Annotated in this window: 13 protein-coding genes and 2 pseudogenes; 4 read left to right on the top strand and 11 right to left on the bottom strand. The window is 56.5% G+C overall.

Annotated features, from left to right (window positions below; genetic code table 11):
• Window positions 1-323 precede the first annotated feature (323 nt).
• Both serA and FFM53_RS29095 read right to left on the bottom strand, forming a co-directional pair.
• Window positions 324-1,562, bottom strand: a complete 1,239-nt coding sequence (serA, locus tag FFM53_RS29090) for a phosphoglycerate dehydrogenase (protein ID WP_138391080.1) — start codon at window positions 1,560-1,562, stop codon at window positions 324-326.
• A 346-nt stretch (window positions 1,563-1,908) separates the two neighbouring features.
• Window positions 1,909-3,132 carry an ATP-binding protein gene (locus FFM53_RS29095; RefSeq protein WP_138391081.1) on the bottom strand — a complete coding sequence of 408 codons (1,224 nt, stop codon included), beginning with the start codon at window positions 3,130-3,132 and terminating at the stop codon, window positions 1,909-1,911.
• Window positions 3,133-3,897: 765 nt separating this feature from the next.
• Between FFM53_RS29095 and FFM53_RS29100 the strand changes: the two genes are divergently transcribed.
• A complete protein-coding gene (locus tag FFM53_RS29100; RefSeq protein WP_425504963.1) occupies window positions 3,898-4,809 on the top strand; it encodes a nucleotidyltransferase and HEPN domain-containing protein in 912 nt (303 codons plus the stop codon).
• 358 nt (window positions 4,810-5,167) lie between these two features.
• On the opposite strand, the gene FFM53_RS29105 is transcribed toward FFM53_RS29100, so the two are convergent.
• Entirely contained in the window at window positions 5,168-6,595 is a 1,428-nt protein-coding gene (locus FFM53_RS29105; RefSeq protein WP_173883674.1) for an ISNCY family transposase, read from the bottom strand.
• An 802-nt stretch (window positions 6,596-7,397) separates the two neighbouring features.
• Window positions 7,398-7,694: pseudogene (locus FFM53_RS29110) on the bottom strand (IS3 family transposase); the annotation flags it as partial.
• A gap of 244 nt (window positions 7,695-7,938) precedes the next feature.
• Here FFM53_RS29110 and FFM53_RS29115 point away from each other — a divergent pair.
• Together FFM53_RS29115 and FFM53_RS29120 are read left to right on the top strand one after the other, a co-directional pair.
• Complete coding sequence (locus tag FFM53_RS29115) at window positions 7,939-8,127, top strand: hypothetical protein (RefSeq protein WP_138391214.1); 189 nt, start codon at window positions 7,939-7,941, stop codon at window positions 8,125-8,127.
• 276 nt (window positions 8,128-8,403) lie between these two features.
• Entirely contained in the window at window positions 8,404-8,646 is a 243-nt protein-coding gene (locus tag FFM53_RS29120) for a hypothetical protein (protein ID WP_138391213.1), read from the top strand.
• Window positions 8,647-8,729: 83 nt separating this feature from the next.
• Here the strand turns inward: FFM53_RS29120 and FFM53_RS29125 are convergent, their stop codons facing one another.
• The 7 genes from FFM53_RS29125 to FFM53_RS29155 all read right to left on the bottom strand — a co-directional run bounded on the left by FFM53_RS29125 (window position 8,730) and on the right by FFM53_RS29155 (window position 13,365).
• Window positions 8,730-8,921 (bottom strand): hypothetical protein, encoded by a 192-nt coding sequence (locus FFM53_RS29125; RefSeq protein WP_138391212.1) that lies wholly within the window; start codon window positions 8,919-8,921, stop codon window positions 8,730-8,732.
• Between the two features lie 102 nt (window positions 8,922-9,023).
• Window positions 9,024-9,176, bottom strand: a complete 153-nt coding sequence (locus tag FFM53_RS29130; RefSeq protein ID WP_173883675.1) for a hypothetical protein — start codon at window positions 9,174-9,176, stop codon at window positions 9,024-9,026.
• A gap of 488 nt (window positions 9,177-9,664) precedes the next feature.
• Window positions 9,665-9,982: an MGH1-like glycoside hydrolase domain-containing protein gene (locus tag FFM53_RS37075; RefSeq protein ID WP_425504964.1), complete on the bottom strand. Its 318-nt coding sequence runs from the start codon at window positions 9,980-9,982 to the stop codon at window positions 9,665-9,667.
• Window positions 9,983-10,002: 20 nt separating this feature from the next.
• Entirely contained in the window at window positions 10,003-10,311 is a 309-nt protein-coding gene (locus tag FFM53_RS29140; protein ID WP_138391210.1) for a hypothetical protein, read from the bottom strand.
• A gap of 810 nt (window positions 10,312-11,121) precedes the next feature.
• On the bottom strand, window positions 11,122-11,373 hold the full coding sequence (locus tag FFM53_RS29145) for a hypothetical protein (protein WP_246413258.1): 252 nt from the start codon (window positions 11,371-11,373) through the stop codon (window positions 11,122-11,124).
• Between the two features lie 48 nt (window positions 11,374-11,421).
• A complete protein-coding gene (locus FFM53_RS29150) occupies window positions 11,422-12,594 on the bottom strand; it encodes a low temperature requirement protein A (RefSeq protein WP_138391208.1) in 1,173 nt (390 codons plus the stop codon).
• Between the two features lie 351 nt (window positions 12,595-12,945).
• On the bottom strand, window positions 12,946-13,365 hold the full coding sequence (locus FFM53_RS29155; protein WP_138391207.1) for a GNAT family N-acetyltransferase: 420 nt from the start codon (window positions 13,363-13,365) through the stop codon (window positions 12,946-12,948).
• Window positions 13,366-13,501: 136 nt separating this feature from the next.
• On the opposite strand from FFM53_RS29155, the pseudogene FFM53_RS29160 reads away from it, so the two are divergent.
• Window positions 13,502-13,654: pseudogene (locus FFM53_RS29160) on the top strand (cold-shock protein); the annotation flags it as partial.
• Between the last annotated feature and the right edge of the window lie 379 nt (window positions 13,655-14,033).

Raw genomic sequence — 14,033 nt, forward strand, 5'->3', positions numbered from 1 at the left:
CTTATAGAACAGCGTGACGTCGAAATGGCGCTGAAGCTGACTGGTGCCCTTGAACGAGTACCGACCATCGACCCTGTTGTTTCAAAAGGCCCTTCATATCCATTACCCAAGGTGGTGTGAACATATTGACCGATTTGGGGCCCGAAGCGGTCGTTAGCCGTCGCAAAAATTCGCCGCGACACTCGCAGAACGCATCAAGAAAGACCGGAGTGGCACAAAAGTCGGCAGTCCTGCGACTGGGAAGTAAGATGACGCTCAGGCGCATAAGACAGGACTGTGCAGCGCCTGCCCGTCTCAATGGCGATACACGGTTGCTTGATGCGTCAGTAGAGCAACCGCGTTCTGATCGTTCCCGGTATATCGCGTAGCGCCCCTAGAATGTAGTCGGCTGTCTGGGACGCGTCCTCGACCTCGATGACCACATAACCTGTATTGCCATATGTCTGTAGGAATTCGGCGACGATATTCAGCCCACGTGACGAGAAGACCTCGTTCAACTGGATGAGCATGCCGGGGCGGTTTTCATGAACATGGATGAACCGCGTGCCGTTCGGGCGTTCGGGCAATTGCACCTGCGGAAAGTTGACGGCGCCCATCGTTGATCCGATGTCGGAATATTCGACCAGCTTTCTGGAGACTTCTCCGCCGATACGCTCCTGGGCCTCTTCTGTCGAGCCGCCGATATGCGGTGTCAGAATGACATTGCTCAAGCCCTGCAGCGGCGTTTCGAAACGCTCTTTGTTCGATGCCGGCTCCTTGGGAAAAACATCGACCGCAGCGCCCGCCAGATGGCCCTCTTTCAAGACTTTTGCGAGAGCGTCGAGATCGACCACTGTGCCGCGGGAATTGTTGATGAAGATGGCGCCCTTCTTCATGCGACGCAGTTCGGTTTCGGTGATCATATTGTATGTCGATGGCGTTTCCGGAACGTGCATCGTCACATAATCAGAGATTTCCAAGAGATCGCCGAGCGAAGCCATCGATTCCGAATTGCCGCGGCGCAGCCTGTCGGAGAGATCGAAATAGCGCACCACCATGCCCATGCTTTCCGCAAGAGCGCTCAGCTGCGAGCCGATATTGCCATAGCCGACGATACCGAGGGTTTTTCCGCGGACTTCGCGGCTGCCGACAGCGGATTTCTCCCATCCGCCCTCATGTGCAGATGCCGAGCGTGGGAAGATCTGCCGCGTCAGCATGATGATCTCGCCGATCACAAGTTCGGCCACCGAGCGCGTGTTCGAATAAGGCGCGTTGAACACCGGGATTCCGCGACGGCGTGCCGCTTCCAGATCGACCTGGTTCGTGCCGACAGAAAAACAGCCGACGGCAATCAGCTTCCTGGCGGATTCGAAAATCTCTTCTGTCAGCTGCGTTCGGGAACGAATGCCGATGATATGTGCATCGGCGATATGGCTTTTGAGATCCCTGTCATCAAGCGCTTTCGGCAGATGCACGAGGTTGGTGTATCCGCACGACGAAAAATAGTCCACGGCGCTTTGGCTGATGCCTTCAAGCAGAAGCACGGAAATTCGGTCACGCGAGAGGGAAAGCTGGAGAGGCATAGAGAGACTTTCGTTTTCCGAATTTAAACAAGTCGATGTCGTTTACGGCGCATTGCAACATGGCTTTGCGACCATCCGACAACCGGTGCAAGCACAAATTCTGCTATTCTCAGCTTCCATTGAGCGCGCCTCGGCGACTGATGCAGAATTGCGCTAGTCAACTCCGCGACGTCTGCAAGCAGCTTGCTCGCGCTCTTCACCATGTGCGGCCGAAGCTGGTGCTTGGGCCCGGACTTTTCGACGTCTGGCGCAGTCGAGGGATTCGAACCAGAGGCTCCTTGTCATCGAAAACCGTCGAATTTTCAAGAATGTGCGGGTCTGGAGACTGAGCAGAAATTCCCAGGCGCTAACGCCACAATGCCGAAATAGGCACGGCGTATAGATGTTCTCCGAAGGGGACCACCTTTTGATGGTCATACAAAACAAAGCCTGAAACAAATCTTTCTCCAGATGCTTCGGCCAGGATTCGCAATCCAGAAAAATCAGCGCTCGAGACGGTCGCTGCCGCCTTTATCTCAATGCCGACGATGCGTCCTCTTCTGTCTTCGATAACGATATCGACTTCGTTCTGCTGCTTGTCGCGAAAGTGTGAGAATTCAAATCGTTCTTCCCCGCCACTCGCGAGTTTAAGAATTTCGGCGAAGACGAAAGTCTCCAGTAATGGTCCAAATTGCCCCCTGTCTGCCCGTAGCCGGTCGAGAGAGAGGTCCCGGAGGGAAGCGAGAAGACCAGAATCGAGAAAATGTATTTTGGGTGTCTTGATGAGACGTTTCAGCTTATTGGAAAACCAGGGCTGCAAGGTTCGAGCGAGGAATAAGCTCTCGAATATGCCGACGTATTTTTGTGTTGTGATGTGGTTCATCCCGATCGCAGCACCAATGCCGGAATAATTCACGAGTTGACCTGAATGCTCCGCAAGAATGCGTAGCAACCGCGGCATTTGAGTGATCTGCTCGATTTGTGCCACATCGCGAACATCACGTTGAACGATTGCCTGGATATAATCCGCGTACCAGTCTTGTCTGCGGGTCAGGTTTTTACGGCCCAATGCCTCGGGATATCCACCTGCCAGAACTGCAACCATCAAGTCGTCGCCGAAGATGGAATCTCCGGCTTTGGCGTCGTTGCGAAAAGCGTCGCGCAAAAAGCTGCCGCCGGCCGCCCTGATTTCGCTTTGAGCGAGCGGCAGTAATCGGACAACCTCCATGCGTCCTGCGAGCGAGTCCGCTACGCGTGGCAGTGTCATGAGATTGGCTGAGCCCGTCAGCAGGAAACGTCCCGGACGTTGGTCGGTATCCACACTTTCTTTGATCGCCAGCAGCAGCTCGGGAGCACGCTGAATCTCGTCGATGATGGCCCGGTCCATTCCTCTGACGAAGCCAACCGGGTCTCGTTGAGCCGCTTCCAGGGTCGTCGCATTGTCGAGTGTGTAATATTCCATTTCTGGACTGGCCATCTTCTTCGCCAGCGTCGTTTTGCCGGATTGTCGGGGGCCGACGATCAATACGACGCGCGTGTCCGACATGGCATCGTTAACACGTTGCTCGGCGAGCCTTGGATATAGCGCCATAGTTTTTGCTCCTTGTGACCAGTTGAAGCTATGGCGTTGACTAATTGAAAGTCAATATATGACCATTTGAAATCAAAGTGGCGTCCGTTTGAAACTGCAAGACAAAGTCGCGGGTGCCCCTTTGCGACATAAATTAGGAGAGAGATGCCAAGAAGGCGCTGCTTGAACTTTTCGCTGATTGGTCACCGGAACTGACCGAGCTGATCCGCAAAGGCGGGGTACCTGATCAGGAGTGAAGCGAAAGCAAATTTATGCATCGATTTCCCATCGCTCCGCCAAGCCGAGCCGCTTTTAGACAAAGAATGCAAGGCTCTTGAGGGTTCGAACCGCTAACCCTCCTCGATCGAACCGAACCAGTTCACTCGCGCAGGGGGCTCAACGACTCGGTTATTATACATCGACCAGAGAACCGATAGGGGAGCAGCGTGCAACTTCTCTGCGAATGGGGTCACGCGATCATGATCGTGAAGCACTAGGCCGCGGATAAAGCGGTCTCCACAGAGCGGCCGCGCCGCTGATTTGGGTCGGAATCAGACAGACGCGAGTGTGGGTTTCGGTCACTGTTTAAGCACGCGGGGCTTCATTTAAATAACGATAAAGCTAAAGTAAGCGCCCTTAAACAAGCCTCGGAACCGCCGGCCGTCTCTAATCCATCGATCACCGGTCGATTTACGATTTGTGGTTTAAGGCAACCCGTGTAGAATCGGGCTAAGTGCCTGAATTTCTCATAATCATTTTAAAGCCGCCCCGCGATCATTGCTCTCCATGATGAAATCATCCCTCAACCATATGCCACTTCGCAAGCAGCGCGAGATTGGCCGCGTTCTGGAAATTCTCCACGAGGAATTCGAGGACGCGTTGAAGGATGCGGCGGCCGATTTCAAGAAGCGCGGCCGGATCCTGAAGATCATCCTGTTCGGCTCCTACGCCAAGGGTGGCTGGGTCGATGAACCCTTCACGATGAAGGGGTATCGCTCCGATTTCGATCTCTTGATCATCGTCAACAACCGCAAGCTCTGCGAGTTTGCCGAGTACTGGTACAAGGCCGCCGACCGGCTGATCCGGGAAAGCTCGATCGAAACGCCGGTGAGTTTCATCGTCCACTCCAGACGCGAGGTAAATACCTACCTCAAGGAAGGACAGTATTTTTTCTCCGATATTCGCAAGCAAGGCATCGTTCTCTACGAACTGGACGATGAATCTCTCCCCGAGCCGGAACCGCTTTCGCCGGCAGATCGGTTGCGTGTGGCGAAGGAGCACCACTCGGATCGGTTTTCGCTGGCGCAGGCGTTTCTAAAGGGCTTTCGGTTCTACGTTAGCGAGAAGGAACTCCGCGTGGCGGCGTTTGAGCTCCATCAATCGATCGAGCAGGCCTATTCCTGTGTCCTGCTTACACTCACCAATTACGGCCCGCCATCCCACAACATCAAGTTCCTACGCTCGCTTGCCGAGGAGCAGGACCGACGACTAATCGAGGCCTTTCCTCGCGATCAGCACAGAGAACGCGCCTGGTTCAACACGCTAAACGAAGCATATGTCAAGGCACGGTACTCCGAGCATTTCGAGATCAACGACGAAGCGCTTAGTTGGCTTGGGGAGCGAACGGCCAAGCTGCTTGAGTTGGTAAAAATCGTTTGCTCCGAGCATTTGGAGAAGCTTGAGCGGAGTAAGGTGTAGCGGCGGATCGTGAGCTCTATGTTAGCCATTTGGGGTGCAATCCCACGGCCTAATATGCGGGAAAGCGTCTTCGACCGGCGGTCTTGACCGGAATCGAGCGATCGGCCCTGCCAATTCCCCAATTGAAGCTCTAGAAGGGATCTAAACCGGCGGCGCCTCAACTCAATAAGCTAAGTGCCTGATAAACCGAAATTGTCAAAGCTGGTTAGAGCCGCGACGGTTCCAGCCAATTAGAAACGCGACACTTGTTCCTCGGATCAGCCCCCGCTCCGACCGGCTGGGCCGGGTTGCAAGGGAGGAGCGGGGGCGGGTGAGATGCACCCTTTCGGCTTTAGCTTTTAGATATGCTCGCCACCATTCATTCTGCAGCCTCCATACGAGCCAGAGCTTTCTGTCGCTTAGCAATTACGTCCGGGTCGCTCATGAAGTCCTTCCTTTTACCCGGCTTGCGCCCCCGCTTCTGATATCCGTTGCTCGTGCTGCCGTCGCGAATGCCGAACATATGATCTGTCTGGCCGGTGCGGCGAGGGCCGCTCTTGCTGCGCTGCTGTTCCCGCCCGGCCTGCTGTTCTATGATGGCCGAGAGCACGTCATCCAGGCGCTTGTTCTCGACAACAACTGACCGATGAACCGACCGCAAGGTGTCAAAGGTTCTGTAAGGTAGGACGTAACTCTCATGCATGATCTCGAGGCGTCCATCCGGATAGTCGCAAACCACGACCTTCTTGCCTGCCAAGGGTCTGGAGACAGCACTGGGTTCGAGAACGAAGAGGACTTTGTCATAGCGCAGCGTCAGGGATTGCGACAGCGTGCGAGCTTCTTTCCTACACATGGCGCCATCAAGGTTCTCATGATCGGCCAGCGGCCGGTGCATGTCCTTCGAATTACGCGGTTGCTTACCAAAACGAGAATTGAAATCCACAATGAATTCTGATGCATAGGCGTTGGCAGCCTCGATCGTGTCGATACTGCGAAGCCGCAACTCCTTCACCAGCCGATCCTGCAGCGTCTGGTTGGCGCGCTCCACACGGCCTTTGGCTTGCGGAGTGTTGGCGCAGATAATGTCGATGTTCAGCTCATAGAGCGCACGTCCAAACTGCGTTAGCCCGCTCGTCCGGTCTTTCTCCGATGCATTAGTCGAGCGAAAGACGCTGTGCTTGTCGCTATAGAACGCCAGTGGTTTGCCCCATTGCTGCAGATAAGCCTTTGTCGCATGCAGATAGTCGAACGTGTTCTCTGATCCAGCGAACCGCAGATGCAGCAACTTGCCGGTCGCATCATCGATATAGACCAGCAGGGCGCATTTGGGGCCGCGGTTCTCGAACCACCAATGATGCGAGCCATCGATCTGAACCAACTCACCGAAACAGTCGCGCCGGCCGCGCGGCTGGAAAACCCGCTTCTTGCGCTCACGCCGCGAGACCCAGATACCGGCCTCGGTCATCCATTGCCGCAGCGTTTCCTTGGCGACCGAGATCCGGTGCAGCTCGATCAGCTTCTCACGCGCCAGCGTCGGACCGAAATCAAGATAGCGCTCCCGGATCAGATCCAGCGCCGCATTGCGAAACTCCTCGCAGTGGCGCCGGTTGCTCGGCTGCGATCGCTTCTTGGAAACGAGCCCGGCTGGACCATCCCTGTCATAGGCCTGTAGCAGCCTGTGCATCTGACTTCGGCTAAGGCCCAGCTGTTCGGCGGCCCGGACAACGCTCAGGCGTTCGTCACGGATCTTCTGGATGACTTCGAGGCGATGCAATTCTTTCTGCGACATGGTGATCATAAAGGACATGACGGCTCCGACCGCTCCTGGTCTCGACCAGGCTGAAGATCGTCATCCTTGCTCCCAACGTTGGCTTTGACCAGCGCGTCGAGAGGCGAGACTGTCGCATCTCTAACTGGCCCAACTGTCGCATTACTAAATAGCCGCTACAGAAATTCTCGGCATAACGTTGATTTATGGAACTGCAAGGAAATATCTTCATTCGGCTTAGCAACCGCATGCCTCATTGTTGCCATCGCTTGCCATGGTCGGGACGCCGTGAGGTAGATTCCGCGACCTGCAGCCCGAGTGCATGTCCGCGTTTGAACTGCAACCCCTCGGAAAGCTCCCGATCGGCGGCCGAACGCCTCCCGCTTATGAGACTGTACGTGGCGCTCTCATTCGCCTGATTTCAGCGAAAGCCGCCGAGCGCGGCGAAATGTCTTGGGGGAGTCGCTATCTTGGGGAAATAGAGGTGAAAGCTTTGGGGACCCGCCAGGACTGAGCCAAGGGCCCGGTTAGGAAATGAGGCGTACTGCCATTTCGCGCATACGGATCTTGGAGGAAGGACGTGCTCAGAACTCGAGAAGGCGTAAAAATATGCTTGGTCAATCGATCGAGGGGTCCGTCGCCCCGCAGTTCCCTGCACCGCAGCCCGGAACGTTGATGAACTCGACCCCTCCCTCCCTGATAGCCCTGATTAGCTGAGCCCCCGTTGAGCGATGCAATCCATGTCTGCCTCCTTCGAAGTCGCGGATCGTACTCCGCGACACGGATGAGTGCGCGGCCAGGTCATCTTTAGTGGCCTGCTGCCGGTTTATCGGACACGAGGTTAAGCTAATCCCACCTTTGTTTCAAAGTCATTGGGGCTGAGATAGCCCAGTGTCGAGTGGCGGCGCTTCGGGTTGTAGAAACGCTCGATGTAATCGAACACATCGGCTCTGGCGTCATTCCTCGTGCGATAAACCTTCCGTGCCGTTCTCTCCGTTTTCAGTGAGGAGAAGAAGCTCTCCATTGCAGCGTTGTCCCAGACATTTCCAGAGCGGCTCATCAAGCAGGTGATGCCGTGATCTCCCATGAGGCGCTGGAACTGCTCGCTGGTATATTGGCTGCCCTGGTCGGAGTGATGCCGTGCCGATATAGAGGGCCGGGCGCCGACAATGGCAGTATCGTTCGGCGTCACCACTGCGGCCCGCGAGGCCGGAGCAATCGAAGGGTCCATTGAAATCCTCCTCTAAGACCTCAGCTCCGCAGTTTGGTCTTGTGCCGTACCAACTCGGGTGGGCACAAGACCAAACTGGAAAGGAGCCCATGCAACCAACACTCACGTTTCCGGGTTCGACGGCCAAGATGTCCTTCGAAAGGAGAATCAGATGAGACTGGTGCCATTCCAATACGCCGGCCACAATCCCGCCGTCGTCTTCATTAACCCGGAACAGGTTGTTGCTGTGCGAGCATTCGACAAGAGCACTGACATCTATGTTGCTGCGCCTCAGAAGGATGGCGCGCCATATCCCGTCAGAGAGACGGTCGAAGAAGTCGTTAAGCTGCTAACGGCTTAGCATGCCGAGCGGCCGGAACTTCTATACTTCATCGATGTTTTATCGGCATGAGCAACACAGAGCAAAAAGCCACGAAAGGCATGATCAAATTCGTGCTGACTATCTTCGTTGTCGCGATGATCATAGCGCTGGCGTATTTGGCCTTCTTCACGCCCGGGCAGGCGTAAGCTGAACGGCACCAAGTACATCGATCGTATGCTAGAGCGGCCAACAACCGCAGCAGATCGCCCTGCCACCGCAGCCGAATGGCTCTGCCTCCAAATTGGAGTAGGCGAGATGAGCGAGAACTTCAGCGCCAAGGAGACCTTCGCCATATATGGCGAGTACGCAACCACGATCACATTCCTCCGGGATGAATTTTTCAGCGAGGAAAAGACGTTGCCGACGATGCAAGATGCAATCGATTACCTGAAAGCATTGGACCCTACCCCACTAGGGATAGTTCTCCACATCCGCGCTCACGGTCGCGACATACCATTCGACCGCGATAATATAGCGAAGCTGATGCGGGAGCTATGAGTGAAATGCGGACCTATTGCTGATAAGTCAACGGGATGGAGCCCTACAGAGCTCCGTCCGCGCAAATCATGACTATAGCTAATCTATAGCCGTTTCCTGTAACGGCGCAAGTGCCAGTCAAGCCTTTTTTTCCGTTGCGTACCACGGTTTTTCATACCCCAATCGCGGGCCATCTCATCGAGGCCATCCTTTAGATAATCTGCAAGCGTTTTGCGCTCCCGATGCGAACTGGCAAGCTCCCCGATCGCGAAGCCTTGACCGGCTACCTTGCTCATGATGTCGTAGGCTCCGACGCCAAGGATTTCGCGGCAGCGCTTCAGCTGCTGCTATTCCGTCAAAGGTTCGCGAGAGCCGCCGCCGTCGACCGGCTCGCGGCTCTAGTCGAACGATCCTGCCCCTGCCCCGCTCATGGACTCGTAGAGCGCCTTGAAGCGTGTCGCCGCGGCAAGCTGAGCCTCGTTGATCTGCTTCCTTGCAGCAAGCGTGACGATAGCGCTCTCGCGGATATTCATCTGCGCCTGGATCTTCACCGGGTTGGCTTCGACCCCTTGGTGATGCAAGCACTGGGCGGTGGCGAAGAAACCATTTCATTCGCGCGGAGAAATTCGGTAGCCGATCCAGGACATCTCGACCGATCACCTCGACAGCAAACAATGGGATTAACCCCACCATGGAGCGCACTCGAAGCGTCTGTTGCGCGCCCTCGAAATCTCTGACAACGTCATAGAAAAAGCCGTCCTGCTCATCCCAGAGGCTCTCGTCAGCTCCCCCCGCCCCGGACATGGCGGCAGCGATGGAAAGAAAGTGCTCGAAGAACTTTGTCGCCAGATCCTCATACACCGGACGTTCCAACGCCAGTTCGATCGACATTGCCATCAAGTTCAGTGCGTACATTGCCATCCAGGCGGTCCCGTCCGCTTGATCGATGGAGCTTCCATCAGGCATCTGCTCGGACCGGTTGAACGGGCTAATATTGTCCAAGCCGAGGAAACCTCCCCGGAACAGGTTCCGTTCGCCATCATCCCGGCGATTGACCCACCATGTGAAGTTCAGGCTGAGCTTGTGCAGCACGCGCTCGAGAAAATCGAGGTCTCCGCCCCCCTTGCCGCCTTCGCCTTCGGTAGACCTGCAAAGCAGCCCACGCATGCACGGGAGGATTAGCGTCACCGAAGTCCCATTCGTAAGCTGGCAACTGGCCATTGGGGTGCATGTACCAGTCGCGCGTCAACAACTCGAGTTGGTCCTTCGCAAAAGCTGCATCGACCGTCGCCAAGGCCACGCACTGAAAGGCCAGGTCCCAGGAAGCGTACCAAGGGTACTCCCACTTGTCGGGCATCAGGACGACGTCCGCATTGTTCAGGTGCTGCCACTTGGCGTTACGGCCGGACGGCTGACCGGCGGTTCAGGCTGACCAGGGTCACCCGCCAGCCACTTCGGTACATCGTAGTAGTAGAACTGTTTCGACCACAGCAGGCCAGCAATCGCCTGACGATGCACTGCGCGAGCGTCGGTTCCCAATCCTGGCTGTAAAGCAGCGAAGAACTCGTCTGCCTCCCGAATCCGCGCATCGAAGATCCCGTCGAAGTCCTGGAAGGGCGGAGACCGTTCTCTCTCCGGATGCCACCGGGCACGCACCACACCCGTTTTTCCGGGACCTAACTTCATTTCGCTGATCGCAGCCGCTTTCGTCCCTCTATCCCTTCTGATGGCCTTCTCCCGCCCCTCAACCAGATAGTCGTTGATGCCATCCTTGAAAGGTCTTGGCCGGGAGGAGGGATCGGATACCAACGAGGAGGGGATGACTGATACGCGGGTCTAGGTGCTTTTGCGGGCATTAGGTAGGAAAACAATCACGAGCCGCCCGGTGAGAACACGCGGCCTCCTCCGGCGCGGCTTCGGTTTGCAAACCGAGGCTAACAGCCGCGCTCCGAAAAGTGGGGCATGCCAGATCAACGGCGGGACGTCTTTAGCGACGACGTGACGGAGGATATCATTGCTGGGCTCTCGCGGTCGTGTTGGTGCAAGGAGCCAGCATTCTGACGACTACGTCGGCCCACCCTTCGTCCTTCGGCTAAGGAGAACCAATGCCGCTTCAGATGCGCCCCGGACGTGCCGCCATTTCTCAGAGACGAGAATGGCCATATTCCCATGAACGATGAGACGGCCGACTGGCTCGTGATCGGGCGCACTGGCGAAAGCGTACGAAAACCGGGTGGCAGCGGCCGATACTCTCGGCATTCCGGCCGGTACCTCGATGTCGCGGTGTCAACGTGCGCGGGAGGCTCCGTTCAATCGAGCATGACCCGTCGCCCACATACCCGTCTCCCTGTTTTGCCTACCTCTACGAACGAGATAAGACTTATTTCTTTTTAGCCAAGCGACGGCTGTTGGCGCGAACCCGCTTACCGAATGGTCTCACGGCGGCTGCGACGACCGCGTCGCGGGTTTTCGGCACCGAGGGACGTCCGCCCATCATCATGTGGTGTCGAATGCAGCCGTCGACGGTGCCATGTTGACGGCCACCGCGCTCTCTGCAGTGGCCGCGACTTTTTCTGCGACCATGCGGTGAAGCTCCGCCGCATCCTGCGGTTTGCCTGTCAGGGCCGCGAGTTGCATCTGCTGGAGCCGGAGCGCCATCACGAACGGAGCCTCTAACCAGAACGTGACAGCATTCGTACGAAGTCGGCGCGGCGTCATGGTGAGTGCTCCTATGTAGCGGGCAGCCATATAAGCATGCCTCCTTGGATGGACCTCCATGAAAAAGACGCATGCGGCTCATGCGGAAGATGGCGCTATGCGGCGTAACGCCAGATACTCCCACAACGCCACCACAAAAAGGACGGCGGTTGCGAGCATCTGGATGTGATAGTTGTCCGTTATGGGCAGCAGCAGCGCGACCATCACGAGCAACACGAGCCCACCAATATGCGAGACCGGCATCTCGCGGGCAGCGGCTCGTTTCACCCAGATATTTCCTATGAGAAAGAGCGCCGGACCGCCCAGGATCGCGACAGCCTCCTTGGGCGTGCTTTCCTCGCTTGCAAGCGAAAGGCTGAAGTCTTGGCCTACCGCCGCGAGGATGATGCCTGCAACAATTGGCAGATGGCCGTAGGTGAAAAGTTTCAGCGCGACACTCTCCGGTTTAGACGTCGCTTCCGCCTTGTCCGCTACTTTCTCCTGGCCGTGATGAAAATAAATCCACCACATGAACCCGATGCTGAGGAAAGCGCTGCAGAAGACAGCAAAAGTCAGATCGCCCGCCATGTGTTCGGCGGCATTGCGGCCGGTCGTCAGGATCGTCTCGCCGAGGCAGATTATCACGAACAGTGCACAGCGTTCGGCCATGTGCTCGCCTGAGACATCCAAAGTCTCACGTCCCGACTTTCCCATGCCTGGAACGTAATATCGAACGGCGGGTGATGCATATTCGATCAGAAGCGCAAGCGACCAGAAGACAGGACGCGCCTCCAGCGCACCGGCTATCCAAAATACACTCGACATCAGCATCCACAGGGTAATACGCAAGAAGGTCAGGGATGATGCCGGATCGACGCCGCGAAATGCATAGAGCGCGAAGACAGAGCGCCCGACTTGCATGGCGCTATAGATTGCGGCAAAGACCAGACCATGCGCTTCGAAGGCTTGGGGTATCGCAATGGCCAGCAGAACGCCGCCGAACATCAGGCCAAAAAGCAGCAGCCGGACAGGGTCTTTGTCGGTGTCTAAGAGGTTTGTGACCCATGTTGTGTTGATCCAGACCCACCAGACCGCGAAGATTAGGAGAAGCGATTCAATCGCGGCCGTCGAACTAAAATCGGATGCGAGCGCATGTGACAGCTGAATGAGCGCGAACACAAAAACCAGGTCGAAGAAAAGTTCGGGAAAGCTGGTTCTAGTTTGAGCTGCACCCTCTTTCCGGACCCAATTTCTGCTCCGGTCACTCGCCATGTAACGCTCCGTTCCCGATCACCTTGTGAAGGTAGGGGCCGCCTACGCTGAAGAAAATCAATTCATCGAAGTCCCACGCGACTGACGACGGTAAGGTAGGGCGCAAGCTTGCTGTGGCAATTGCAGGTCAAAACACGATGCTGACTTGCCGGTGAGAAGGCGTACCGATCACGTATAAAGTAGGGATCCTTTTCGAACGGCAGCTTCGCTACGGCTTCTTCAATCCTCGTCACGCGATAGGTCCTTTCGCTTTTCAGGCACTCCGAACGGTATGACTGTGATCGACCCGGGTGATCTGGTTTTATTATGCTGACGGGTTTCACGGCCATGGAAGAGTTGCCCGGCCCATCGTTAGGCAACTTTCCTCGCCATCCCGACCGAGCGCGGCGCGGTTTCGGCGAAACCGAACTGCTTGTAGAGGCGGTTTGCCGGCACGTCGGCGATCAGACTGACATAGGCGGTCTTCGGCAACTGCTTCTCGATATAGTCCGTCAGCGCGGCCATGATCACCTCGCCGAGCCCCCTGCCCTGGTGCTCAGGCATGATCCCGATGTCAGTGATTTGAAAGAAACAGCCTCCGTCGCCGATGATGCGCCCCATGCCGACGACCGCGTCGCCATGCATCAAGCAGACGCCAAAGATCGAGTTGGGCAAGCCCTTTTCGGCCGCCTCTCTCGAAAAAGCACTGAGGCCTGACGCCTGCCGTATGCGCAGATAATCGTCGGTACCTGGGACATGGGGCTCAATGCGGTAGTCGTCGTGCTGGGCCAATGCGATGCCTTCTTTCCTGACAAGTATCCTAAAGTCTCCGTCCGCCATTATCGCGTCCCCCGCGGTTGATAGGCAATCACAGGCGATGTAAAAAGCAGTCGCCACGTCAACCGCGATAAGATGCAAGAGGAACAGTCTCACGCCCGAAAACGGTGGGCAGGACATCTTCGTTCATGTGTCCTCGTTGCAGCGCGGCGGCTCGCTCAGAGAAGGTGACAAAGTCAGCTTCGAGGTGGGTCAGGACCGCAAGACAGGGAAGTCGAAGGCAGAGAACGTCAGCGTACTTTAATTCGACAGGTCTCTTTGACGCAAGTTGGAGATACGCGAAGCGGCCATCGTCGCCGGCGACGTTAAGTCGGAGGCATATGCCCTTGGCATTGGCAACGCGGTATGGTGGGCCGACAATCACCGGCCAGCAAGAGATGCTCGCTGGCCGTGCTGACTGATGCTGCACGTACGGCCTTGCCGCGGCCGACGGATGAGCATCGGTCGCCTCACGACCAGCGCCGAGGCAGCGGCGATCTCTGTTTCTGCCTGGATCTCCCACCCTTTTCCCCGCCAGCTTCTGCATCAGTGCTCACATCTCACGTTCTCGTAACGAACCGGCCGGGTCGATGCCGTGCGGCTCCCACAAGATGCTCTGCGCGGCTCGACGGGCTCTTTGCTCG

Source organism: Rhizobium indicum (genome assembly GCF_005862305.2).
Lineage (GTDB): Bacteria > Pseudomonadota > Alphaproteobacteria > Rhizobiales > Rhizobiaceae > Rhizobium > Rhizobium indicum.

Coding starts and splice junctions, on each gene's coding strand:
- FFM53_RS29120 (WP_138391213.1), top strand. CDS start 8,404: ATGAGCGAGAACTTCAGCGCCAAGGAGACCTTCGCCATATATGGCGAG.
- FFM53_RS29100 (WP_425504963.1), top strand. CDS start 3,898: ATGATGAAATCATCCCTCAACCATATGCCACTTCGCAAGCAGCGCGAG.
- FFM53_RS29145 (WP_246413258.1), bottom strand. CDS start 11,373: ATGGCTGCCCGCTACATAGGAGCACTCACCATGACGCCGCGCCGACTT.
- FFM53_RS37075 (WP_425504964.1), bottom strand. CDS start 9,982: ATGCCCGACAAGTGGGAGTACCCTTGGTACGCTTCCTGGGACCTGGCC.
- FFM53_RS29115 (WP_138391214.1), top strand. CDS start 7,939: ATGAGACTGGTGCCATTCCAATACGCCGGCCACAATCCCGCCGTCGTC.
- FFM53_RS29140 (WP_138391210.1), bottom strand. CDS start 10,311: ATGAAGTTAGGTCCCGGAAAAACGGGTGTGGTGCGTGCCCGGTGGCAT.
- FFM53_RS29150 (WP_138391208.1), bottom strand. CDS start 12,594: ATGGCGAGTGACCGGAGCAGAAATTGGGTCCGGAAAGAGGGTGCAGCT.
- serA (WP_138391080.1), bottom strand. CDS start 1,562: ATGCCTCTCCAGCTTTCCCTCTCGCGTGACCGAATTTCCGTGCTTCTG.
- FFM53_RS29125 (WP_138391212.1), bottom strand. CDS start 8,921: ATGAGCAAGGTAGCCGGTCAAGGCTTCGCGATCGGGGAGCTTGCCAGT.
- FFM53_RS29105 (WP_173883674.1), bottom strand. CDS start 6,595: ATGTCCTTTATGATCACCATGTCGCAGAAAGAATTGCATCGCCTCGAA.
- FFM53_RS29095 (WP_138391081.1), bottom strand. CDS start 3,132: ATGGCGCTATATCCAAGGCTCGCCGAGCAACGTGTTAACGATGCCATG.